The 24,093-nt window shown below is 34.6% G+C and carries 18 protein-coding genes; 6 read left to right on the top strand and 12 right to left on the bottom strand.

The window, feature by feature from the left end; translation table 11 throughout:
* Nucleotides 1–46: 46 nt before the first annotated feature.
* From EG814_RS13595 to EG814_RS13580, 4 genes are all read left to right on the top strand, one after another.
* Nucleotides 47–1,000, top strand: a complete 954-nt coding sequence (locus tag EG814_RS13595) for an AAA family ATPase (protein WP_125722458.1) — start codon at nucleotides 47–49, stop codon at nucleotides 998–1,000.
* 378 nt (nucleotides 1,001–1,378) lie between these two features.
* A complete protein-coding gene (locus EG814_RS13590) occupies nucleotides 1,379–4,150 on the top strand; it encodes a bifunctional aconitate hydratase 2/2-methylisocitrate dehydratase (RefSeq protein WP_125722457.1) in 2,772 nt (923 codons plus the stop codon).
* 124 nt (nucleotides 4,151–4,274) lie between these two features.
* Nucleotides 4,275–6,539 carry an aconitate hydratase gene (locus tag EG814_RS13585; RefSeq protein ID WP_125722456.1) on the top strand — a complete coding sequence of 755 codons (2,265 nt, stop codon included), beginning with the start codon at nucleotides 4,275–4,277 and terminating at the stop codon, nucleotides 6,537–6,539.
* Nucleotides 6,540–6,970: 431 nt separating this feature from the next.
* Nucleotides 6,971–8,107: a C40 family peptidase gene (locus EG814_RS13580; RefSeq protein ID WP_235830976.1), complete on the top strand. Its 1,137-nt coding sequence runs from the start codon at nucleotides 6,971–6,973 to the stop codon at nucleotides 8,105–8,107.
* On the opposite strand, the gene EG814_RS13575 is transcribed toward EG814_RS13580, so the two are convergent.
* From EG814_RS13575 to EG814_RS13555, 5 genes are all read right to left on the bottom strand, one after another.
* On the bottom strand, nucleotides 8,104–8,493 hold the full coding sequence (locus EG814_RS13575; protein WP_125722454.1) for a response regulator: 390 nt from the start codon (nucleotides 8,491–8,493) through the stop codon (nucleotides 8,104–8,106). The two genes, EG814_RS13580 and EG814_RS13575, sit on opposite strands and share 4 nt — an antisense overlap.
* Nucleotides 8,483–9,907, bottom strand: coding sequence for a sensor histidine kinase (locus EG814_RS13570; RefSeq protein WP_125722453.1), 1,425 nt, complete (start codon nucleotides 9,905–9,907; stop codon nucleotides 8,483–8,485). The genes EG814_RS13575 and EG814_RS13570 overlap by 11 nt, the downstream gene beginning before the upstream one ends.
* Before the next feature lie 434 nt (nucleotides 9,908–10,341).
* On the bottom strand, nucleotides 10,342–11,100 hold the full coding sequence (locus tag EG814_RS13565) for a methyltransferase domain-containing protein (protein ID WP_125722452.1): 759 nt from the start codon (nucleotides 11,098–11,100) through the stop codon (nucleotides 10,342–10,344).
* A 33-nt stretch (nucleotides 11,101–11,133) separates the two neighbouring features.
* Nucleotides 11,134–11,478, bottom strand: coding sequence for a hypothetical protein (locus tag EG814_RS13560; RefSeq protein WP_125722451.1), 345 nt, complete (start codon nucleotides 11,476–11,478; stop codon nucleotides 11,134–11,136).
* A gap of 189 nt (nucleotides 11,479–11,667) precedes the next feature.
* On the bottom strand, nucleotides 11,668–12,456 hold the full coding sequence (locus EG814_RS13555; RefSeq protein ID WP_125722450.1) for a hypothetical protein: 789 nt from the start codon (nucleotides 12,454–12,456) through the stop codon (nucleotides 11,668–11,670).
* Between the two features lie 371 nt (nucleotides 12,457–12,827).
* Between EG814_RS13555 and EG814_RS13550 the strand changes: the two genes are divergently transcribed.
* The gene (locus tag EG814_RS13550; protein WP_125722449.1) at nucleotides 12,828–14,237 is read left to right on the top strand and encodes an APC family permease; all 1,410 of its coding nucleotides are present in this window, start codon (nucleotides 12,828–12,830) and stop codon (nucleotides 14,235–14,237) included.
* 78 nt (nucleotides 14,238–14,315) lie between these two features.
* Here the strand turns inward: EG814_RS13550 and EG814_RS13545 are convergent, their stop codons facing one another.
* From EG814_RS13545 to dinB, 7 genes are all read right to left on the bottom strand, one after another.
* Nucleotides 14,316–14,720 carry an MFS transporter gene (locus tag EG814_RS13545; RefSeq protein ID WP_125722448.1) on the bottom strand — a complete coding sequence of 135 codons (405 nt, stop codon included), beginning with the start codon at nucleotides 14,718–14,720 and terminating at the stop codon, nucleotides 14,316–14,318.
* 157 nt (nucleotides 14,721–14,877) lie between these two features.
* Entirely contained in the window at nucleotides 14,878–15,339 is a 462-nt protein-coding gene (locus EG814_RS13540) for a DUF1810 domain-containing protein (protein WP_125722447.1), read from the bottom strand.
* Nucleotides 15,340–15,500: 161 nt separating this feature from the next.
* On the bottom strand, nucleotides 15,501–16,127 hold the full coding sequence (locus EG814_RS13535; protein ID WP_125722446.1) for an alpha-ketoglutarate-dependent dioxygenase AlkB family protein: 627 nt from the start codon (nucleotides 16,125–16,127) through the stop codon (nucleotides 15,501–15,503).
* The gene (xth, locus tag EG814_RS13530) at nucleotides 16,114–16,911 is read right to left on the bottom strand and encodes an exodeoxyribonuclease III (protein WP_125722445.1); all 798 of its coding nucleotides are present in this window, start codon (nucleotides 16,909–16,911) and stop codon (nucleotides 16,114–16,116) included. Before xth ends, EG814_RS13535 begins: the two co-directional genes overlap by 14 nt.
* A gap of 254 nt (nucleotides 16,912–17,165) precedes the next feature.
* Nucleotides 17,166–18,545: an exonuclease domain-containing protein gene (locus EG814_RS13525; protein ID WP_125722444.1), complete on the bottom strand. Its 1,380-nt coding sequence runs from the start codon at nucleotides 18,543–18,545 to the stop codon at nucleotides 17,166–17,168.
* A gap of 213 nt (nucleotides 18,546–18,758) precedes the next feature.
* A complete protein-coding gene (locus EG814_RS13520; protein WP_125722443.1) occupies nucleotides 18,759–21,812 on the bottom strand; it encodes a DNA polymerase III subunit alpha in 3,054 nt (1,017 codons plus the stop codon).
* Nucleotides 21,812–22,993, bottom strand: a complete 1,182-nt coding sequence (gene dinB / locus EG814_RS13515; RefSeq protein ID WP_125722442.1) for a DNA polymerase IV — start codon at nucleotides 22,991–22,993, stop codon at nucleotides 21,812–21,814. Before dinB ends, EG814_RS13520 begins: the two co-directional genes overlap by 1 nt.
* An 84-nt stretch (nucleotides 22,994–23,077) precedes the next feature.
* Here dinB and EG814_RS13510 point away from each other — a divergent pair, with 84 nt between their 5' ends.
* Nucleotides 23,078–23,851, top strand: a complete 774-nt coding sequence (locus EG814_RS13510) for an XRE family transcriptional regulator (protein WP_125722441.1) — start codon at nucleotides 23,078–23,080, stop codon at nucleotides 23,849–23,851.
* Nucleotides 23,852–24,093: the final 242 nt, after the last annotated feature.

The raw sequence follows: 24,093 nt of genomic DNA, 5'->3' as shown, positions 1-24,093 counted from the left end.
ATGAATTCATAGAATTAACTCTTTTTAATTTTAAATACATTCATAAATGTCTGACGTAACAGCAATTCACAATTTAGTTCAAAAAAGAAACGAATTAAAAAAAGAAATAGCGAAAATCATTGTAGGGCAAGATGCCGTTGTAGATCAAATTTTACTTTGTATATTTTCTGGAGGACACGCACTTTTAATTGGTGTTCCTGGTTTGGCAAAAACCTTAATGATAAATACTTTGTCTCAGGCTTTGGGGCTAGATTTTAAAAGAATTCAGTTTACGCCAGATTTAATGCCTTCTGATATTTTAGGTAGCGAAATTTTGGATGAAAATAGAAATTTCAAATTCATAAAAGGACCAATTTTTTCTAATATTATTCTGGCTGACGAAATCAATAGAACGCCACCAAAAACGCAGGCAGCTTTGTTAGAAGCCATGCAGGAAAGATCGGTAACTATTGCAGGCCAGCATTATAAATTAGATTTGCCTTATTTTGTTTTAGCAACTCAAAATCCAATTGAGCAAGAAGGAACTTATCCTTTACCAGAAGCGCAATTGGATCGTTTTATGTTTGCTATTAAATTAGAATATCCAACCTTTGAAGAAGAAGTTCAAGTAGTAAAACGAACAACTTCTGATGTTAAAACAGACATTAATCCATTGTTTAATGCACAGGAAATTATCGATTTTCAGCATTTAATTCGCAGAATTCCTGTCGCAGATAATGTTATCGAATATGCAGTTACTCTAGTAAGTAAAACACGTCCAGACAATAGTTTAACTACCGATTTTGTGAAAAATTATCTTGATTGGGGTGCAGGGCCAAGAGCTTCACAGAATTTAATTCTGGCAGCAAAAGCGCATGCCGCTTTTAATGGAAAATTTTCACCAGATATTGAAGATGTTCAAGCGGTTGCTACAGGTATTTTGAGACACAGAATTATTAAAAATTACAAAGCAGATGCTGAAGGAATAACGGAAGAAGTTATTATTAAAAAATTAATGTAAAAACTAAAAATACTTTATAGAAATCCTGATAATTTATTGTCAGGATTTTTTGTTTTTTTAGAAGTAGAAAATTCTCCTTCAACGACTTTTAAAATCTCAACTATAACGTTATAATTGCTTATTTAGAAAGATTCTTAGTGAAAATAGAGGTAAAAACTTACTTCGCTTTTAACAATGAATTTCGACTTTGTTAAAGAAAAGATTTTTAAATGTTAATAATTCATTATTTTAATATTAAATTGATTTATTGATAAAAACAAGGAGTGAAAATCGTTTTTTAACAATAATAATTTTTGAAAAGGCTAGTTCTATTAAATTTTTTTTAATTATCGTCTTTAATGCTTAAATTTGCCTCAAAAAAATAAATCCGCTTTTATTATGAATATTTATCAGGATTACATTCAAGAAATTGAAGAAAGAAAAAATCAAGGGTTACACCCTAAACCAATTGATGGAGCTGAATTATTAAGCGAAATCATTGCCCAAATTAAAGATGTTGATAACGCACACCGCGAAGACTCTCTTAAGTTTTTTATTTACAATACTTTACCTGGTACTACAAGTGCTGCAGGTGAAAAAGCAAAGTTTTTAAAAGAAATTATTTTAGGCGAATCTGTAGTAAAAGAAATTACTCCTGATTTTGCTTTTGAATTATTATCACACATGAAGGGTGGACCTTCAATAGAGGTTTTACTTGATTTGGCATTAGGAAATGATGTTGCTATTGCGCAAGAAGCGGCTAAAGTGCTTAAAACGCAAGTATTCCTTTATGATGCAGACACAGATCGTTTAAAAGAAGCATATAAAAGTGGAAGTGTAATTGCTAAAGATATTTTAGAAAGTTATGCAAAAGCAGAATTCTTTACTAAACTTCCAGAAGTAGCAGAAGAAATTAAAGTGGTCACTTTTATCGCTGGAGAAGGTGATATTTCTACAGATTTATTATCTCCAGGAAACCAAGCTCACTCACGTTCAGATCGTGAACTTCACGGTAAATGTATGATCACGCCAGAAGCGCAAGCTGAAATTCAGGCTTTACAGGCAAAACATCCAGACGCAAGCGTGATGTTAATTGCTGAAAAAGGTACAATGGGTGTTGGTTCTTCTAGAATGTCAGGTGTAAACAACGTGGCTCTTTGGACTGGTAAACAAGCAAGTAAATATGTTCCGTTTGTAAATATTGCTCCAATTGTTGGAGGTACAAACGGTATTTCTCCAATCTTCCTTACAACGGTTGACGTTACCGGAGGTATCGGTGTTGACCTTAAAAACTGGGTTAAAAAAACGGACGCAGAAGGAAATGTTATTCGTAACGAAAATGACGAACCAATCCTTGAGCAAACTTATTCTGTTGCTACAGGAACAGTTCTGACAATTAATACAAAAACAAAAAAACTATACAACGGTGATCAAGAATTGATTGACATGTCTAAGTCATTCACTCCGCAAAAAATGGAATTCATTAAAGCTGGAGGATCTTATGCTATTGTATTTGGTAAAAAATTACAGACATTCGCAGCAAAAGTTTTAGATATTGAAGCTCCGCTAGTATTTGCTCCATCAAAAGAAATTTCTATTGAAGGACAAGGACTTACTGCTGTAGAGAAAATCTTCAATAAAAATGCTGTTGGTATCACTCCAGGAAAAGTTTTACATGCTGGTTCAGACGTTCGTGTAGAAGTTAACATTGTTGGTTCTCAAGATACTACAGGTTTAATGACTGCTCAAGAATTAGAGTCTATGGCTGCTACAGTAATTTCTCCAATTGTTGACGGTGCTTACCAATCAGGATGTCACACAGCTTCTGTATGGGATAAAAAAGCGCAGGCTAATATTCCTAAATTGATGAAATTTATGAACAACTTTGGTTTAATCACAGCTCGTGATCCTAAAGGTGTTTATCACTCAATGACAGACGTTATCCATAAAGTACTTAACGATATTACTATCGACGAATGGGCAATCATTATCGGTGGTGACTCTCATACAAGAATGTCAAAAGGTGTTGCTTTTGGTGCTGACTCTGGAACTGTTGCACTTGCATTGGCTACTGGAGAAGCTTCTATGCCTATTCCAGAATCTGTAAAAGTAACTTTCAAAGGAGACATGAAAGGTTACATGGATTTCCGTGATGTGGTTCACGCTACACAAGCTCAAATGTTACATCAGTTTGGTGGAGAGAACGTATTCCAAGGTAGAATTATCGAGGTTCATATTGGGACTCTTACAGCTGACCAAGCCTTTACATTTACAGATTGGACTGCAGAAATGAAAGCGAAAGCTTCTATCTGTATTTCTGAAGATGATACTTTGATCGAATCATTGGAAATTGCTAAAGGCAGAATTCAGATTATGATCGAAAAAGGAATGGATAACGAAAGACAAGTTCTTCAAGGATTAATCAATAAAGCAGATAAACGTATTGCTGAAATTAAATCTGCAGAAAAACCAGCTTTAACTCCAGATGCAAACGCTAAATATTATGCTGAAGTTGTTGTTGACTTAGATCAGATTGCTGAGCCAATGATTGCTGATCCAGACGTTAATAATATTGATGTTTCTAAAAGATATACTCACGATACGATTAGACCATTATCTTTCTATGGTGGAGTGAAAAAGGTAGATCTTGGATTTATCGGTTCCTGTATGGTTCACAAAGGAGATATGAAAATCCTTGCTCAAATGTTGAAAAACGTTGAAGCTCAAAATGGTAAAGTTCAATTTAATGCTCCACTTGTAGTAGCGCCGCCAACTTATAATATTGTTGACGAGCTTAAAGCTGAAGGGGATTGGGCAGTTTTACAAAAATACTCTGGTTTCGAATTTAATGATGATGCTCCAAAAGGCGCAGCACGTACAGAATATGAAAACATGCTTTATTTAGAGCGTCCAGGATGTAACCTTTGTATGGGTAACCAAGAAAAAGCAGCTAAAGGAGATACTGTAATGGCTACTTCTACGCGTCTTTTCCAAGGTAGAGTTGTAGAAGATACAGAAGGTAAAAAAGGAGAATCATTGCTTTCTTCTACGCCAGTTGTGGTTCTTTCTACAATTTTAGGTAGAACTCCAACTATGGAAGAATATACTGCTGCGGTAGATGGTATTAACTTAACTAAGTTTGCGCCTTCTAACAAACAATTAGTTATGTAATCTATAGATTATTTAATAATATTTTGAAAGCCCGAGTCATAAAACTCGGGCTTTTTTAGTAATAATTATTCTATTTTTTGTAACTTGTGATGTTCAAAAAAGAATAATAAAAAACAAAAAATCTATGGCTTTTGATATCGAAATGATTAAGAAAGTGTACGAAAACATGCCAGCGCGAGTTGATAAAGCGCGTGAGATTGTAGGTCGTCCGCTTACTTTAACAGAGAAAATTTTATACAATCACCTTTGGGATGGAAATCCAACAAAGGCGTTTGGAAGAGGGGTTGATTATGTTGATTTTGCGCCAGACCGCGTAGCTTGTCAAGACGCAACCGCACAAATGGCATTATTACAGTTTATGCACGCTGGAAAATCTAAAGTAGCAGTTCCTACAACGGTTCACTGCGATCACTTGATTCAAGCAAAAGTAGATGCTGTAACCGATTTGGCTCGAGCAAAAACACAAAGTAATGAAGTTTTCGACTTCTTATCTTCTGTTTCTAATAAATACGGAATCGGTTTCTGGAAGCCAGGAGCAGGAATTATTCACCAAGTTGTACTTGAAAATTATGCTTTCCCTGGCGGAATGATGATTGGTACAGATTCTCATACTGTAAATGCAGGCGGTCTAGGAATGGTTGCGATTGGTGTCGGTGGAGCAGATGCTGTAGATGTTATGTCTGGAATGGCTTGGGAGCTTAAATTTCCTAAACTTATCGGAGTTAAATTAACCGGAAAATTATCTGGATGGACAGCTCCTAAAGATGTTATACTTAAAGTTGCTGGTATCTTAACTGTAAAAGGTGGTACTGGTGCAATTGTAGAATATTTTGGAGAAGGTGCAACAGCAATGTCTTGTACTGGTAAAGGAACTATTTGTAACATGGGTGCCGAAATTGGAGCGACAACTTCGACTTTTGGTTATGATGACTCAATGAGTCGTTACCTTCGTTCTACAAACAGAGCTGACGTGGCTGATGCTGCGGATAAAATTGCTCCTTATTTAACTGGAGATGCAGAAGTATACGCAAATCCGCACGAATATTTTGATCAAGTTATAGAAATTAATCTGTCTGAATTAGAGCCACACTTGAATGGTCCTTTTACACCAGATTTAGCTACTCCAATTTCTAAAATGAAAGAAGAAGCGGTTAAAAACAATTGGCCACTACAAATTCAGGTTGGTTTAATTGGTTCTTGTACAAACTCTTCTTACGAAGATATTTCGCGTGCAGCTTCATTGGCAAGACAAGTAGCGGCTAAAAATCTAAAAACAAAAGCAAAGTTTACTATTACTCCAGGTTCTGAAGTAGTGCGTTCTACAATAGAAAGAGACGGCTTTATCGATACGTTCAATAAAATCAATGCTACTGTATTTGCAAATGCCTGTGGACCGTGTATTGGTATGTGGGATAGAGAAGGAGCAGAAAAAGAAGAAAGAAACACGATTGTACACTCTTTTAACCGAAACTTCTCAAAACGTGCAGACGGTAATCCAAACACTTTAGCGTTTGTTGGTTCTCCAGAATTAGTAACGGCGCTTGCAATTGCAGGTGATTTAGGTTTTAATCCTTTAACAGATAAATTAATCAACGAAGATGGGGAAGAAGTAATGTTGGATGAGCCAACGGGTGACGAGCTTCCTGAAAAAGGCTTCTACGCTGAAGATCCAGGTTTTCAAGCTCCGGCAGAAGATGGTTCAAATGTTCAGGTTGTGGTGGATCCAACTTCAGAACGTTTGCAATTATTGGCTCCTTTTAATGCTTGGGATGGTAAAAATATTACAGGAGCTAAATTATTAATTAAAGCATTTGGAAAATGTACTACAGATCATATTTCTATGGCTGGACCTTGGTTGCGTTTCCGCGGACATTTAGATAATATTTCAAACAATATGCTGATTGGTGCTGTTAATGCTTACAATCAAAAAACTAATTCAGTTAAAAACCAATTAACTGGAGATTATGACGCTGTTCCTGCGGTGGCTCGTGCATACAAAGCAGCTGGAGTGCCATCTATTGTAGTTGGAGATCATAACTACGGAGAAGGTTCTTCTCGTGAGCATGCTGCCATGGAGCCTCGTTTCTTAGGAGTGAAAGCGGTGTTAGTGAAATCTTTTGCACGTATCCACGAAACCAACCTTAAAAAACAAGGTCTTTTGGGATTGACATTTGCAAACGAAACAGATTATGATAGAATTCAAGAAGATGATACAATTAACTTCTTAGATTTAACAGAATTTGCTCCAGGTAAGCCTTTAACATTAGAATTTGTTCACGCAGATGGTTCAAAAGATATTATATTGGCCAACCATACGTACAATGAAGGGCAAATTGGATGGTTTGTTGCTGGTTCTGCATTAAACTTAATTGCTGCTGGAAAAGCTTAATGTTTCAGTAAATATTTATGAAAAAAGCTCTGTATTTACAGGGCTTTTTTATTGAAAGTTATTATAGTGAAAAGTTTTTATTTTCTTTTTTTGAAGTTTTTGATTGTTTTTGTTGTTGATGAAAAGGAAAGTATGAGGTGGTGAAAAGTACTTTTTTGCCCTGTAATAAAGTGTAAAATTGAGATTAAGGTCAAATAAAATACCTTTCTATAAAAAATTGTATTTCAAAATGTTGGCTCAATTTCTATGCCGATGCTGTTAATTTGAGGTAAAATAATTGTTAAAAATTATGGTTTTTACTGTTTTAAGAATTAAATTCGCCTTTGAGGTAATATATTTGTAATTTTTAAGTTTAATTATGTAACTGAGCTTAAAAAGAGAGAATTTAATAACTTTAAAGAGTAAATATGGTTTACAGGTTAATAATAGTAATGTTTTTTTTCAGTGTTGGAGTTTTTGCACAAGATAATTATATTAAGCACAAAATTTCGCAAGGAGAAAACCTTTCTGTTATTGCTAAAAAATATGGAGTTAAAGTTAAAGATATAGCAGATGCGAATCCGAACGCTCCTAAAATATTGAAACTAAATTCAACGCTCTTAATTCCAAATAAAAATACTGTAAAGTCAAAGAATAAAAATGCTGAAGTTGCAGTAAATAACACCCCTTCAAATACTTCTGGAATTCATGAAGTGGCATCTAAAGAAACACTTTGGGGAATTTCTAAAAAATATAATGTCTCTGTTAATGACTTAAAAAAAGCCAATCCGCTTTTAGAAACAGAAGGATTAAAAATTGGACAACAAATTGTTATTCCTACTGACGAAGCTGTTATTAAAGAAAAACAACCAGAAACTTCTGTAGAGGTAGTATCGACAGATGTAGAACTTTTTAGAGAAGTCAAAGCCAAAGAAACAAAATACGGTATTTCTAAAGAATATGGAATTACAGTTGCAGAACTGGAACGCCAAAATCCATCAATAAAAGGAAAAGTACCAGTTGGTTATCTTCTGAAAATTAGAATTCCTAAAGAAAAAGCAGATGCTATTCAAGCTTCAAAAGCTCTTCAAGGATCTAATAATGAAAATGCAATTGCCTCTTCTTCTTCACCTGTAAATGCAACAGTTGAAGCGGTTTCAGAAATAAAAAGAGATTCCACTTTGGTCCGAATGGGAACTAATTCGGAGTTAATAGATCAGCTTATTGCAAATGCCACTGAAAATATTGGAACAAGATACCGATCGGGTGGAACAACCAAAGCTGGTTTTGATTGTTCGGGTCTAATGATTTGTACTTTTAATAATTTTGATATTAAATTGCCCAGAAGTTCGATCGAACAATCCCGTGTTGGTACAAAAGTGAGTGCCGATGAAGCTCAGAAAGGAGATTTGATTTTCTTTAGAACTAATGGAAGACGCCATATCAATCATGTTGGAATGATTGTAGAAGTAGCAGAAGGTGAAATTAAATTTGTGCATTCATCAACACACGGCGGAGTAATTATTTCTTCTACAAAAGAACCGTACTACACAAGAGCTTTTTCTCAAGTAAATCGTATCTTGAACTAAGCGTGAAGAAAAGCATTTTGCAGTATTTCTAACCTAAAAGGTTTACTCCAAAACTCTGATACATACTTATTCTCTTTGACTTTCTTAATTTCGTCTATGTCTAGAGTCGAAGATAGCACAAAAATCTCTATATTTTCTTTTATATTTTCTGGCAGCTTGTCAAACTCTTCTAAGAATTCAAACCCATTCATAATTGGCATTTGAATGTCTAAAAGAATAATCAGCGGATTTTGGTTTTGATTCTTTAAAAGCCAGTTCATTCCCTCTTTTCCATTGTTAGCGATGTAAATAGGATTAATGTCAAGCCCTTTTTTAAGAAGCTTTTTAGTTACAAATTGATCGATCAGATTGTCTTCTATAATTATAAATTGAGATCTATACGGCATATGATTTTGGTATTGTTACTATAAATTTACTTCCAACACAGTTTTCAGAAAAAACAGAAATATCTCCTTTAATATTTTCAACAGCTTCTTTTACGATGTATAAGCCTAATCCAGAGCCTTTGTTTTTGTTTGTTCCAAAATACATATCAAAAATATTGGCTTTATGATCATCATGAATTCCTATTCCATTGTCAGTTACTTCAATTTTATTGAGACCTTCGCTCAAATACGTTTTAATCGTAATAAACATTTCCTGCTTATTGCAATCTGCATATTTAATAGCATTAGAAAGCAAATTATTAATTATGATTTTTAAACGTAATCCATCGCTTTCAATTTGATCTATCAAAAGTTCTTGTGTAAATTTAATTCTGTCTGCATTTTCAATATGCATTAATTGTAGAATGGCTTCATTACACAGTTCTTTAAGGCTAACAGGCTCTATGATTATTTCCTTTCTTTTGTTTTTAGAATAGTCAATAATATCGCTAATAAATTGGTCTTGTCTTTCTAGACTGTGGTGCATCATTTGTAAATAATTTCGAACTTGCTGTACATCATCTTCCAATGTTGTTATTTCGATGAGGCCCTTTAGAGAAGTAATTGGCGACCTCAAATCGTGTGAAGCACTGTACACAAAACGATCCAATTCGCGATTTACCAAAATAAGATTTTCATTTTTCACCTCAGTCTCTTTCTTCGAAAGCAACAGTCTTTTTACCATTATCGAATAATAAAGACAAACGCTTAAGATGATGATCAGAATAAAAAAGATGTTTGTTATAATTAGCAAATCTTTTATTTTACGGGTTCCGTCTCCTAATGTATTTGAAAAATTACGCTGATTAATCGTTAATCGGTCGCTTATTGAACTGATTTGCTTTAAGTGTTTTTTCTGGTCTGCTGCTGTTAATATATTATGTTCGATTTTTGCATTGATCTGCTGACCAATAATAAACAAATCAAAAATAAGTTTATCTCCTTGTCCCCATTCGTCTATAGCTTTAGATAAAAAACTTACATTTTTGAAATTTTCAAAAAGCCAGATAAGATCGTCTAGGTCATCTTCGTTATTTCTGCCAATAAGAAATCCCTTTCTAGCAACTTCATTATCTCCAGCCTTTAAAAGAGTAGCTCTTGCAATGCCATCTCCTTGTGGAACTTTTAGCTCTTCAAGAAACAATTTCCATTGTAAAGGGTTTTTGGTAAACAAATAAGTAATTAAATGTCTCGAAGCATCTTTCTGTCCTTTAGAATAATGGGATTCGCCATTTGCGTAAGCTCTGTTGGCAGATAAAATTTTAATAGTAAAAAAATTGATACAGATTAATAATGCACACGAAATGAAAACGATTAAGATAAGAATGAAAACATTAGGGAAACGAAAGTTTTTTAAAGCCCGCAATTTAGACATAATCTTAAAATTAGTAGGTTAATAATAAAGTGCCTGTTATGTGTTTTTACTAAAGTTTGAATAAAATGTTGGGGTAAATTAATTTAGCTAAACTTTAAACACTTGTTAATGTGTATTGCTTTACTTAGTGCTTTTAAAATGATTATTTCAAATATAGTAAAATTTATCTTATGAATTTAGTAGAATAAATATATTTTAAGCAAAAATATATTTATTTAAGTGTGTTTTGTTTAAGTTGTTGTTAGGTCTTTTTTTATGATTTTTAAAAAGAGATTTAGTTGTCTGGAAACTTTAAAAGTATGTTTTGAATTTGAATTTGAAGTGAAAAAAGGAGTAAAAAATAGGAACTAAAATATAAACTAAAATATAAACTAAAATATAAACAGTAAGCCTTATTATTCTGTAATTGAATACTTTATTTATGAGTAGTTTGTTTAAAATTGAGCATAAATAATCAGCCTTCTAAATGCATAAATAGAGGGAACGACAGGAAAATAGGCATCTATTCTTTTCTTAAATTCGACTGTTAATGCTCCAAATTCTTCTTCTTTCAACCTTTCTTGGTAAACCGTTAAAGCTGATCCAGAAATGAAATCAAAAAAGTCATGCTTTTTATTAGAAATTAAAGGATAAACTTTCTCATAGATAGTCAAATCTTTACCGCCATTTTCGAAAAGAATTTTAGCATATTCATCTAAAGTTAATACTGGAGAAGGTCGTGTCCAATTTTTTAGATAAGATGCAAAAGGTTCTTCTTGAACTAATTGGAAGAGTATTTTGTTAAGGATATTTTCGTTTTGCTGCGGCATCTGAACTGCCAGTTGTCCGCCTGGATTTATACGCGAGATAATTTTCGGAAAAAGTTCCTCATGATTGTCAATCCATTGCAATGCAGCATTAGAGAAAATTAAATCCCACTTAGTTTCTTCATCAATCTGTTCTAATATAGTTTTTTCTTTAAATTCAAGATTGTTTTGTGTGGGAGCTTTTGCCAGCATTTCAGCAGAATTATCAATGCCAATAACAAACGGATTTGTAAGTTTTTGAGATAATTTTTGAGTAAGTTCTCCAGTTCCGCATCCGAGATCTATAACTTTTAGATTGGGTTTGTCAACAATATGACTTATAAGATCATCGAAAGGTTTAGAACGTTCTGTTTTAAATTCGTTATATTTTTTCGGATCCCAAGTCATGATATTGTTTTTATTTAAAAATAAACAAAATTTCTAGCGCTTCAAAACTAATGGCAAGGATTGTCCCATTTGTTTGAAAGTTCCTGTAATGGTTTGATCTTTTTGAAGAACGCCTTGATATTCTATTTGTAGATTTGTGATCGTAAATTTGAGAGTGGAGTTTTCAAAGCTTATTGCAGTTACAGGAATCCCAAACGCTTTTTGGTCAACGCTATCAAGTGTTGCACTTAAACCGTTTTCAGTTTTTGTGATATGTAAAACAAGGTTTAGTTCGGCGCCTGGAACTTTGAGTAAACCTTTCCAATCACCGTTGTTATCTTGAGCAAAGATGCCCAATGAAGCAAAAAAGAATAAGAGCAAAAAAGTAATTTTTTTCATGTGTTTTTAGGATTAAAGATAATTTCCATTTTATTTTCCTGTAAATCTTGTAAAAGTGAAGATGTTTAGATTTGATATATTTCCACCTGTTTTTTAGAACTTATAGTATTAAAGGCAAAAAAATAAAACTTTTGTAATGTATAAAAAAACTGCAAAAATATTTTTGCAGTTTTTTATACATAGTTAAAATTATTCAGATGTTTCAAGTGGTCCCAATGTAACTACAGTTGCTGTAACTGTTGGGCAGCCATTATTGAAATAAAATGTTGCAGTACATGCGACATCTGGAGCGCATTCTGGATTAATGAAAGGTAGACGAATTTTGTTACTATTAATATTATATGGAGCTGTCAAAGTTCCTTGACTCTGATTGTATAAGCTGCTAGGATAAGTTGCTGTAAATCTTGTTCCACTAGAAAGACTAACGTCAATTTTAGAAATTGAAGACCAATCAATATTGCATCCCGTTGGGATAGATATGTCTACTGCTCCTCCAGCGCTTCCTGATCCACTACCTCTACAAATGTATGAAGCAGACAACACTGGAGTGCAACATGTTGGAACTTGCTTAGTTATATTTAGTTTTGATGCGCAAATTAATGCAGTTCCGTTATAACCTGTGGCAGTTATTGAGCCACTTACAAAATTTGGTGCGAATGTGGCAGTAATAGTGGATCCGCTTCCATTAATTGTTATGAGGTTTGCAGGATTTGCTACCCAAGTAATATTGGCAGGTGTTCCACTATCATTTGTGTAAGTGTAAGTGATAGGAGTATTTGTATTGACAAGCGTTGGACCGTTTACGTTACATACCGTTTGAACTAAGGCTGATTTGTTAGTTGTTTTATTTATAGATTCTTTTTTTGAAGAACTTATAATCTGTTGTTGCTGGTTATCATCGTTTGAGCAAGCGAAAAAAACTGTACTCGATACTAATGAAATGAGAAAAATACTGAAATAAGCTTTAAAATTTTTCATGTTTTTTTACTTCCCTTTTTTAGCATAACTGCCTTTATAGACGAAAACTTTAGGTACTAGATTTGGGTTAATTTGTTCCGCCTTTTAGATTTTAACTTTAGATTTTGCAATCCGCTCAATCGAATTATTTGCGGTTATATCAAAGTACCCGCAATTACTACTGAAACGTTAGGTTAAATTTCTATTGATAATAATTGAATTTTTATCAAATATATATTACTGTTTTAATTCAAATTTATGTAAAATAAATATTACAACATTACGTGAAGCCGTAAAGCATTAATTTTAGTTATGTTTTTTATTTTTAAATTATCAGTAAAGATTAAAATTTCAGAAAAAAGTATACCTTTAGCCAACCTAAACCAATAAAAATGCAAGAAAACGACCAAGAAAATTTTAAAAGAGAACTCGGCCTTTTAGACGGAACCATGCTTGTGGTAGGCTCTATGATAGGATCCGGGATATTTATTGTAAGTGCCGATATCGCCCGACAAGTTGGGTCGGCAGGATGGCTTACATTAATCTGGCTTTTGTCCGGTTTTATAACTGTTGTCGCAGCTGTTAGTTACGGCGAATTGAGTGCAATGTTTCCTAAAGCTGGAGGACAATACGTTTACCTAAAAGAGGCCTACAACAAACTGATTGCTTTTTTGTACGGCTGGAGTTTTTTTGCTGTTATTCAGACTGGAACTATTGCAGCAGTAGGAGTGGCTTTTTCTAAATTTGCTGCTTATTTGTATGAACCTCTAAGTGATGAGAATATCCTATACGAATTAGGTGCTTTTAAACTGAATGCTGCACAGCTGGTTTCGATTCTTACCATTATCATACTGACTTTTATCAACAGCCGTGGTGTTAAAAATGGAAAAATTCTGCAAACAGTTTTAACTATAATCAAAATTCTATCACTGCTCGGATTAGTCATTTTTGGATTAACGCTTGCCGCGAAAGCTTCTGTTTGGGATGCAAACTGGGCAGACGGATGGAGCACAAGAACATTTGACAAAGACAGCGGTTCATGGCTACCAATTAGCGGAACGGCTTTAATTTCTGGAATTTCTGCAGCAATGGTTGGATCATTATTTTCTAGTGATGCCTGGAATGGCGTAACTTTTATAGCGGGAGAAATTAAAAACCCGAAACGAAATGTAGGTCTTAGTTTGTTTCTAGGAACTTTTATTGTAACCTCTATTTATGTGCTGACCAATCTGATGTATTTGGCAGTAATTCCGTTTGACGAAATGGCAACAGCAAAGTTTGATCGTGTTGCAGTTGTTGCTTCAGATTATATTTTTGGAAATATCGGAGCTTTGATTATAGCAATAATGATTATGATTTCGACTTTTGCCTGCAACAACGGATTAATTATGGCGGGTGCAAGAGTATATTATACAATGGCAAAAGATGGTTTGTTTTTCAAAAAAGCGGCAGTTTTAAATAGTTCCAGTGTGCCTGCATGGGCACTTTGGGCACAATGTATATGGGCTTCGGCTTTGTGTCTGACAGGAAAGTATGGCGATTTGCTAGACTTTGTAATTATAATCGTTCTGATTTTTTATATCTTGACCATTTACGGAATTTTTATTCTAAGAAAAAAGATGCCAGATGCAGAAAGACCTTATAAAGCATTTGGTTATCCATTTTTACCAATGGTATATATCATTGTAGCATCAGCAATTTGTATTTCGTTATTAATTACAAAATTTTCAACTTGCGGATGGGGAGTATTAATTATGTTAACCGGAATTCCAGTTTACTATTTAACAAAACCAAGCGAATAATATTTTTATCTTAAAACGATTTCATAAAAAAAGCATCTTGTTCTTTCAAGATGCTTTTTTTATTTGTTGCATTTTATTTTAACGATCAGATAAATCATTAATAATTCTTTCTTCTGTCGGTCTTAGAAAAACAAGATAAACGAGAATAAATATTCCGAATAGTATAAATTCAGGCGTTACAAATAAGATCAGAAAAGTGGCACCTTCTAAAACTGCCCAACGCATAATAGAAGCTGCTTGGTAAACAGGTAGTTTATCTTCAAGTTTTAATTTCGGGTCAATTTGTTTTAATTGTGCTTTAAACAATATACTGCTCAAAACAAAGGCCAAAACAGGAATGGCAAGATATATAATTGAAGTCGAATTTATAGTAGGAATATTTAATGTTTCTAAAGAAAGATCTCCTACAATGTAATAAGCTATAATGGTTCCTGCGCAAATGGCAAGATGGATAATTTGTAAAGTTTTGATTTTTTCGGTCATGATTGGGGTAGATTTGAGATTGATCGTATGCAAGTTAAGGCTAATTCTTTTTAAATGAAGAATTTCCTCTTTAGATTTTATTCAAGAGCATATCTACCAACAAAAAAAGACACTAGAATTAGTGTCTTTTACATGTAAATAATCGCTGTAAACTCGGCTATAATACAACCGGTTCATCAACAGATTTTATAGTTGAATTAATAATAGACAAAGTTAGCGGATCGATTTCTCCAGAGAAGAAAGCGTCCAGAATTTCCTGAAATATCGGATTTGCATTTTCTACCAAAGAAAATAAAGTCATGCATGAACGCAACTTTCGAGCATCTAAATCTCCAAAAATACCGTCAGCCGATTTCATTTTAAAGGTTAGTAATAATTCTGAAATTTCAATTAAATGTTTTCCTAAAATGGGATGTTCCAAATAATCAGAAGCTTCTTTTAAGTCATTAATGGCATAAAGATTTGCAGTATCGCTTTTTCCTAAGCCTTTTATTTGCGGAAAAATAAACCACATCCAGTGTGTTTCTTTTTTTCCTTTGCTGATTTCAGAAAGAGCAGTAAGATAAAGTTTGTTCTGTGCGTCTAAGAAACGCGCTAAATCATTGTTCGAATAAGCCATTACGGTATTGTATTTAAAAAAAGGTTGCAAAAATAGTAAAAAAGATAGGTTCTGCCTAATAAAAGCTTCATACAGTGTGTGTTTTAACTTTTAGATTAAGTAATATCTTACGGTTATTAAATAAAAAAAGTATTAAAAAAACAAACCCAATTCGATAAAAATCAAATATTTCGATTGGTTCTCCTAAAGGTAAGATTGATCCTTGGCAAAACATTTCGAGCTGTTTTTGGAACTTGATGCTGCCAAAAACTATTAGTAGTTCCAGCCATTAATAAAAAAGATCCATGATGCAGCGGAATTTCGATTTGCGGAATTTCTTTACTGTATTTATGACGAAGTTTAAACATTCTAGTTTCTCCAAAAGTAACCGAAGCAATAATAGGATCGGGTCCCGTATTGTGTTCTTTGTCGCTGTGCCAGCCCACGCCATCATTTCCATCCCGGTACAAATTTAGAAGTACGGTGTTAAAATCAAGTTGCGTTTCTTTTTCAACGCGGCCTCTTATTTTTAATAACTCGTAAGTCCAATCTGGACCTTTTGGGTCTGCGCCAACATTATCTTTATCTTCGTACCAGGCAATCATTCTCGGAACAGTATACGTTTTATCATAAATTTCCATTTGATGTTCTCTCCATTTTGTTTTACGAAGAATTCTTTCATAAAAAATATCAGATTCTTCTTTGGTAAAGAAATTATCGATTAAAATCAATTCAGAATCTGGGATGTCAAATATTTTTTTTCCTCCCAAACCTGTTGTAAACAATTCGGTGTCGTTAAATAATGTCATGATTCTTTTTATTTTTTTCAATTTCAATCCAAACAGGCGCATGATCACTTGTTTTTTCCCAACCGCGAACATGTCGGTCAACTCCGCCAGAACGCAGCATTTTAACAATTTGCGGACTTAATAAAAAATGATCAATTCTAAGACCGGCATCTCTCTGATAAGCATTGCGGAAATAATCCCAAAACGTATATATTTTTTCATTAGGATACAATGTTCGAATCGCATCTGTCCATCCCTGAGCAACAATAGATGCAAAAGCCTTTCTGACTTCGGGTAAAAAAAGAGCGTCTTTTACCCACTTTTCGGGTTTATAAACATCTAATTCTGTTGGCATAACATTGTAATCGCCAACCAATATCACGGGAACTTTTAATTTTAATAAAGTTTCAGTGCGATGCGCCAGACGATTAAACCATTTCATTTTGTATTCTAATTTTGGTCCCGGAGCAGGATTTCCGTTCGGGAGATACAGACAAGCAATTACAATTCCGTCAATTAAAGCTTCTACATAACGACTTTGTACATCGTCTTTATCGCCCGGAAGTATGCGTGTTATTTCTTCAATTTCCATGTTTCGGGCTAAGATTGCAACGCCGTTCCATTGTTTTTGCCCATGCCAAATAGCATTATATCCCGCGTCGTTAATAGCCTTTATTGGAAATTTGTCCTGTGGCGCTTTTAATTCCTGAAGACATACAATATCGGGTTTTGCTTCTTCGAGCCATTGTAATAAAACATTCAATCGTCCGTTGACTCCGTTTACGTTATAAGTGGCTATTTTCATAGTAGATTTAATTAGTTGTCTTAAACTGCTTAGTGCTAAATTTTAAACACATAGTCACGAAGCTTCGGGATAGTTTTTTTAGCTTAAAAAATTAAATACACATAGCTATAACTATGTGTTAGAAAAGAGTTTCTTTCATTAATCTCTTTTACTAATAATAAAATCTATCCCGAAGCTTCGGGACTATGTGTTAAAAATGATTATAACATAAATTTACAGCTTTTTCAAATTTTAGATCTTATATAATTTCTTATTTACTTTAGAAAGTGTTTGTTAAAGAACACTTTACCTGGATATTTTTCGGCGTAAGCAAAAATTAACTGCTCCATATATTGATTGCTTTTATAAAGCGTAACATAACTTTTTACATCTTCTGGATCATTGATAGCAACATCTCTCGGAATATAACCCATTCCATGAAAACGGCCGTTTTCGATCCATATGCAGCTTCTTTCATCTGAAGTTCTTCCTTTGTCAATAATGGCAAAACTCGGTCTATTATTCAATAGAAAATCAATTGCATTATCGACTTGATCGTTATGCAATAAAACATCTGGAAGCTCTTTAACTTCTGGAGTATAGAAAAATTCCCCTTCTTCGGGTCTGGAATATTTGCAGAACCGATGATCAATTTCAAATTGTTCGGCAAGACTTCTCAATAAATTAATCCCAACATGAAGGCTGTTAAACTCATGGATACAGATTTGAAATTTACTCACTTTGCCAATTGCAAGATATTTATAACCATTTCTCGCTTCGTATTGATAGATTCCAAATTTGGCTTCAAAACGTTTTAAGGCTCTGTTATAAGTTGGCCAGAGTTTTTTGATTTCGGTACATTCTAACAGAAGCGCCATTAATTCGGTAGCACAAACTTCAAAAGAAATTCCGTAAATATCCCGTAGAAAATGCTGTCGCTGCGGATTGATGTTATTTCCTGTAAAATGCGATGTAACGCGTTTTTTAAGATTAACGGCTTTTCCAACATAGATCACTTTTTTCGCCTGATTATAGAAATAATAAATTCCCGGTTTTTCGGGCAAAGCATTAAAATCTTCCGGCGGTAAATTTGGAGGTAAACGCTGATCTGGAGCCGTTTTTTTGATCATTTTATCAATAATGCCTTCATCATCCCATTCGCGTAAAAGCGAGAATAATTGCGCAGTTGCATCGGCATCTCCGCCCGCGCGGTGTCGGTTTTCTAAACCAATATTTAAGGAATTACAAAGATTTCCCAAACTATAAGAACCCAGTCCGGGTTTGATTTTTCGGGCAGCACGAACCGTACAGAGTTTTTTAGCAGTCCACTTAAATCCTGCCTGAGCCAGCTGATGGTGTACAAACGAATAATCGAAATTGACATTGTGCGCTACGAAAATACGATCTGTGAGCATTTCCAGCACTTTTTCAGAAATATCATCAAAGATTGGGGCATGAGCAACCATTTCATTATTAATTCCGGTTAACCCAAAAATCGCAGGCGGAATATCTTTTTCCGGATTCACAAGCGTTTCATAACGATCGAGTACAGTTATTCCGTCGTGAATAATAATCGCGATTTCGGTAATACGGCTGTGACTGGCATTGCCACCGGTGGTCTCAATATCTACTATGGCATATTCCTGCTTTTTCATTTGTATATAACGTAAAATGTTCTATTTCTGTTATTTAATTTTTTATAAAGCTTTTTTAAGGCTTTGAATAAAACTTTGCGACTCTGTGACTTTGCGCGCAAATTCAACTCATTCGATGCATTATTTTTTAATTTCGCAAAGACGCAGAGGCGCAAAGCTTTTCTTTTTTAAGTCTTTATATAAAACTTTGCGTCTTTGTGGCTCAAAAAAAAATCAAAACTTCATTCTGTGTCTTGGCATATTAATTTCATGTTCCTGCGGATACGGTTTTCTATTTGTCATACTCACATCTTCTCTAATCTGACCCTGCGTTTTATACTGATCTTTTGTATCCATATAACGCGGATCCGGAATAAAAGGCATTTTTGCCATTCGGATAATCGTAATCGTTGGAAAATGATAATCGACTTCTACGTTTCCCAGCAAAAGATAACAGCCTCCGCCTTGAAATGGATTTTTTTCTAACGAATCAGGAAAATGTGCCGTGTCAAAATAGGTGCCTTCATGATCAATCCAGGTTCCAAAATACATAGCACCTCGTTTTGTTGGAACGTGTTTCCTAGAAATTAGATACGCCAGCATTTTCACTTGTTTTTTATGATGTTTTACTAAATCTTTGGCCATAATAGCACCTCGGTATTTGGTCTGTAAAATATCAAAAACAGTACACGAAACCGGAAAACTTAATAATTCAATTTCGTCAAAAGCATCTTCAAAAACAGAACGTTCCAAAACAGGAAGCGTGTATTCTTTAGCAGGTTCCTGAAGCAGTTTTAAATTTCGGTTTTCGGGTTTGTAATTATTTAAAAGTAAACTGGCAACCACCAAAAGCTGATTTTTAGTTTTTCCTGTAAAGCGGAAAGCGCCAATAAAAATCAGGATTTTAATGCCTTCAATTCCAATCGGAATGCGGTTGATAAAATCTTCTAAAGAACTATAATCACCGTTTTCGTTTCTTTCAGATTCAATTAAAAAAGCGATTTTAGATTCCAGACTCTGCAAATGCATAAAACCGAGATAAATATCAGTTCCGTACAAAGTCGTTTGATATTCACTTTTATTCACACACGGATTATGAATTGTTCCGCCAGACATACGCGCTTCGTGTACATAAACCTCCGTTCTGTAAAAACCGCCCTGATTGTTGATTACCGCCGTCATAAATTCGACAGGATAATTCACTTTCAAATACAAGCTCTGATAGCTTTCTACCGCATAAGAAGCCGAATGTGCTTTACAAAAAGAATACCCCGCAAAAGATTCTATCTGACGATAAATTTCCTGACTTAAAGCTAATGGATGTCCTTTTTGAGCACAACTCGCAAAGAAATTGTCCTTTACTTTTTGAAGCGCTTCCAGAGAACGTCCTTTTCCAGACATGGCACGGCGCAGAATATCGCCGTCTGCAGCGGGAAGTCCGCCGTAATGCTGAGCGATTTTGATCACATCTTCCTGATACACCATAATGCCGTAAGTTTCACCGAGATGTTCCCTAAAAACATCATGAAAATAGTCAAACTTCGTTGGATAATTATGTCTGAAAATATATTCTTTCATCATTCCCGATTGCGCCACGCCGGGACGAATAATAGACGAAGCCGCCACGAGAACTTTATAATTATCACAATTCAAACGACGAAGCAAACCACGCATCGCCGGACTTTCGATATAAAAACAGCCAATTGTATCTCCTTTTGCTAAATGAATATTACAGATCTTTTCATCTTTTGAAATAGAAGTATCACGAATATCGATTTTTATACCACGATTTTTCTGAATTAGTTTTACGCTGTCGTCAATATGCCCGATTCCGCGCTGACTTAAAATATCAAATTTGTCAAAGCCAATTTCTTCTGCAGTGTGCATGTCAAAAAGTACAATCGGAAATCCTTTTGGAGGCATTTCCAGAGGTGTATAATTCGTAATTGGTTCTTCAGAAATCAAAATTCCACAGGCATGCATACTGCGCTGGTTGGGATATTTTTCCATCATATGCCCGTATTCCTGAACCAGTCTTACAATTTTATTTGTCGGATGCAGGTTTTCAGGATTTTTAGCTAAAACATCTAATTCTTCTTTCGGAAGACCAAAAACTTTTCCGACTTCTCTAAAAATAGAGCGGTATTTAAATTCCACATTCGTTCCGCAGAAAGCCACGTGATCTTTACCATATTTTCCAAAAATGTATTTCAAAATCACATCACGTTCTTGCCAGCTCCAGTCGATATCAAAATCGGGCGGACTTTTGCGGTTCAGGTTTAAAAAACGTTCAAAATATAAATCGAGTTCAATAGGGCAGATGTCGGTGATTCCGAGACAATAAGCAATAATACTGTTGGCACCGCTTCCGCGACCAATATGCATAAATCCCTGACTATTGCTGTATTGAATAATATCCCAGGTAATTAAAAAGTAACCGCTAAATTTTAATTCATCAATAACTTTCAGCTCTTTTTTAACTCGTTCTTCAGCAATTTTATTTTCTTTTCCATATCTGTGTTCAAAGCCTTCTAGTGTTAATTCGGTTAGTCTTTTTATATCTCCTTCACGGCTTCCGGTAAAGAATTTTTTATTTCTTTTAATTGAAAAATCATATTCAAAATTACAGTCGTCAATAATCTTTTGTGTATTGAATAAAATCTCCGGATAATTTTCATAAAAAGGAATAAGAGATTCTGTCGGAACCATAAAATCTGAAGTCTTGCAAAAGTCCGCTTCTGTGAGTTTTGATAAAATAATATTGGTATCAATAGCACGCAAGACTTTATGCAGATTGTATTCTTTTTTCATCGAAAAAGTTACAGGCTGTAAAACCACCATTTTGGAGATTTTATTTTTATGTTTTGAAGTCAGAAGACTTGTAACTCCTTCTGGACGAACGCCTATAAATTCATTTTCATGAAGAATTTCAGGAGCATTTTCTAAAGTATAAATAACAAAAGCCGATTTAAATTTGGGTGCTTGCAAAGGCAAAGGTTCGCCGCTGAAATTATGTTCGGTTAAAAAACGATTCATTTCGCCTAAACCTTTGGCATTTTTGGCTAAACCAATGTATCGGAATTGATGATTACAGCGAAATTCCATTCCGATAAGAGGTTTAATATTCTTTTCGCCGCATAATTTTATAAAATCATAAATTCCGGTAACTGTGTTTATATCTGTCAAAGCCATTGCTTTTATGCCATAAGAAACGGCATTCTCAACTAAATTTTTTAGCGGAATCGTGCCATAACGCAAAGAATGATAGGAATGACAATTAAGATACATTATTTGTTGCGTTTTAAAATTTCATCTTTATTATTTGGTTTGAATGAAGCTCCTGCACAACGCATTACGGCATCAAAACCGTAACGGCTTTTCATTTTATCCATCGCTTCATAAAGCGAAAGCATTTCCTGAGTGTCTTCAAAAAGATCGATTTGGTACGTGCCGCGAACCAATCCGCTGAAGCGAACACCAATCAAACGGAGACGCATTCGGCGCTGATACACTTTTTCGAACAGTTCCATTACATTTTTGGTCAAAATATGATCTGCAGAAGTGTAAGCAACACGGCATTGTTTGGTTTCGGTATCAAAATTGGCATAACGAATTTTTACTGTAACGGTTGAGGTCAGCCATTGTTCTGAGCGAAGCTGGAAAGCCAGTTTTTCAACCATTCCCAAAAGCACTCTTTTCAGTTTTGCAATATCAATGGTATCCTGTGAAAAAGTATGTTCGGTCGAAATAGATTTTCGTTCGCTATAAGGTTCTACAGGTGTATGATCGATTCCGTTGGCTTTTTTCCAGATATCAAGCCCGTTTTTGCCAATCATTTGCTGTAAAACTTCGGCGGGCATTTCGGCCAAAGTCTGAATTTTACGAACGCCAATTCGGGACAAAAGCTGAAAAGTCACCGTTCCGACCATTGGTATTTTCTGAATCGAAAGCGGATTTAAAAATGTCTGCACTTTATGTTCCGGAATTTCAAGATTCCCAACAGGTTTTCCTTCTCCAGTAGCAATTTTAGAAACCGTTTTATTAATCGATAACGAAAAACTAATAGGAAGCCCGGTTTCTTTAATTACTTTTTGAGCCAATTCATCTGTCCATTTATAACTTCCGTGAAAACGGTCCATTCCGGTAATATCCAGATAAAATTCATCGACACTCGCTTTTTCTAAAACGGGCGCTTTTTCCTGAAGAATTTCGGTAACATCATGAGACATTTTCGAATATAATTCCATGTCGCCTTTGATAATTTTCGCTTGCGGACAAAGTTTCATTGCCATGGCAATTGGCATTGCAGAACGAACTCCAAATGTACGTGCTTCATATGAGCAAGAAGCAACCACCCCGCGTTCTCCACCACCTACAATAAGCGGAATACCATTGAGTTCGGAGTTAGTGAGTCGTTCACAGGATACAAAAAAGGTATCCAAATCCATATGTACAATTGCCCGTGCCATTTCCTTGTTTTTGTATGAAACAAAATTAGTACAGATAATAACATTTTTTGTATATTTGCTGTTCCAAATTATAACAAATTTATTATGTCCTTATTTTCAGACAACATCAGAGCGTTAAGGGTTAAGCATAAAATATCACAGGAGAAATTAGCTGAAAACCTTAGCATTACCAGAGGAAGATACGTGAAATACGAAGATGGAACTTCGGAAGCTCCGTATGATATTCTAAAGAAGATTGCATTATATTTTCATATGAGTATTGACTTGATATTATCGGTCGATATACGTAAAATTGACGTGCAAAATTTGATAAAACTAGAAGGCAACCGACTTATTTTGCCCATACAAGTGGATAGTTTTGGAGAAAATTTTATCGAAATCGTATCTCAAAAAGCAAAAGCGGGTTATCTAAACGGATATGCCGATCCGGAATATATTGAAAGTTTACAGCAGATTACGCTTCCATTTTTAGGACCAGGAAAACACCGCGGATTTCCCGTTGAAGGTGATTCAATGCCACCGCATGAAGATGGGTCGATTATTATTGGACGTTACGTAGAAAAATTAGGCGAAGTGATGGATGGGAAAACCTATATCCTGATTACTAAAAACGAAGGAATGGTCTACAAACGTCTCAATAAAAACAAAAAGAACGCTTTGGTTCTCGAATCCGATAATAGTTTTTATCCGAATTATGAAGTGAAAGCTTCTGATATTTTGGAGATTTGGGAATACGAATGCAACATCGGCCGTTCGGATAAAAAACAGGAAATAACAGAAACTGGAGCAATGAAAGACTTGCTTTTGGAATTGAAACGTGAAGTTAGGGAAATTAAGAATAATACTTCGAATGCATAAAAAGCAATATCAATTGCAATGACAATTTCAATTTTTAAAATTCCGTAGGAATGATTGATATTGTAGCAACGGATTTTAATCCGTTGAAAATTGGACGGTCAATTTAAAAGTTCCGTAGGAACGATACATATTTGACGTTTTTATATGTGTCGAACCTATGGTTCTCCGAATTCTCTGCGTATCGATCTTGACCGGATTAAAATCCGGTCCTACAAAATGATTCGAGCCGATGGCTCTTTTAA

It is taken from the genome of Flavobacterium ustbae, from assembly GCF_003946915.1.
GTDB lineage: Bacteria > Bacteroidota > Bacteroidia > Flavobacteriales > Flavobacteriaceae > Flavobacterium > Flavobacterium ustbae.
Note: the sequence above shows the minus strand (reverse complement) of the source record. Positions and strands in the feature narration are given on the sequence as shown.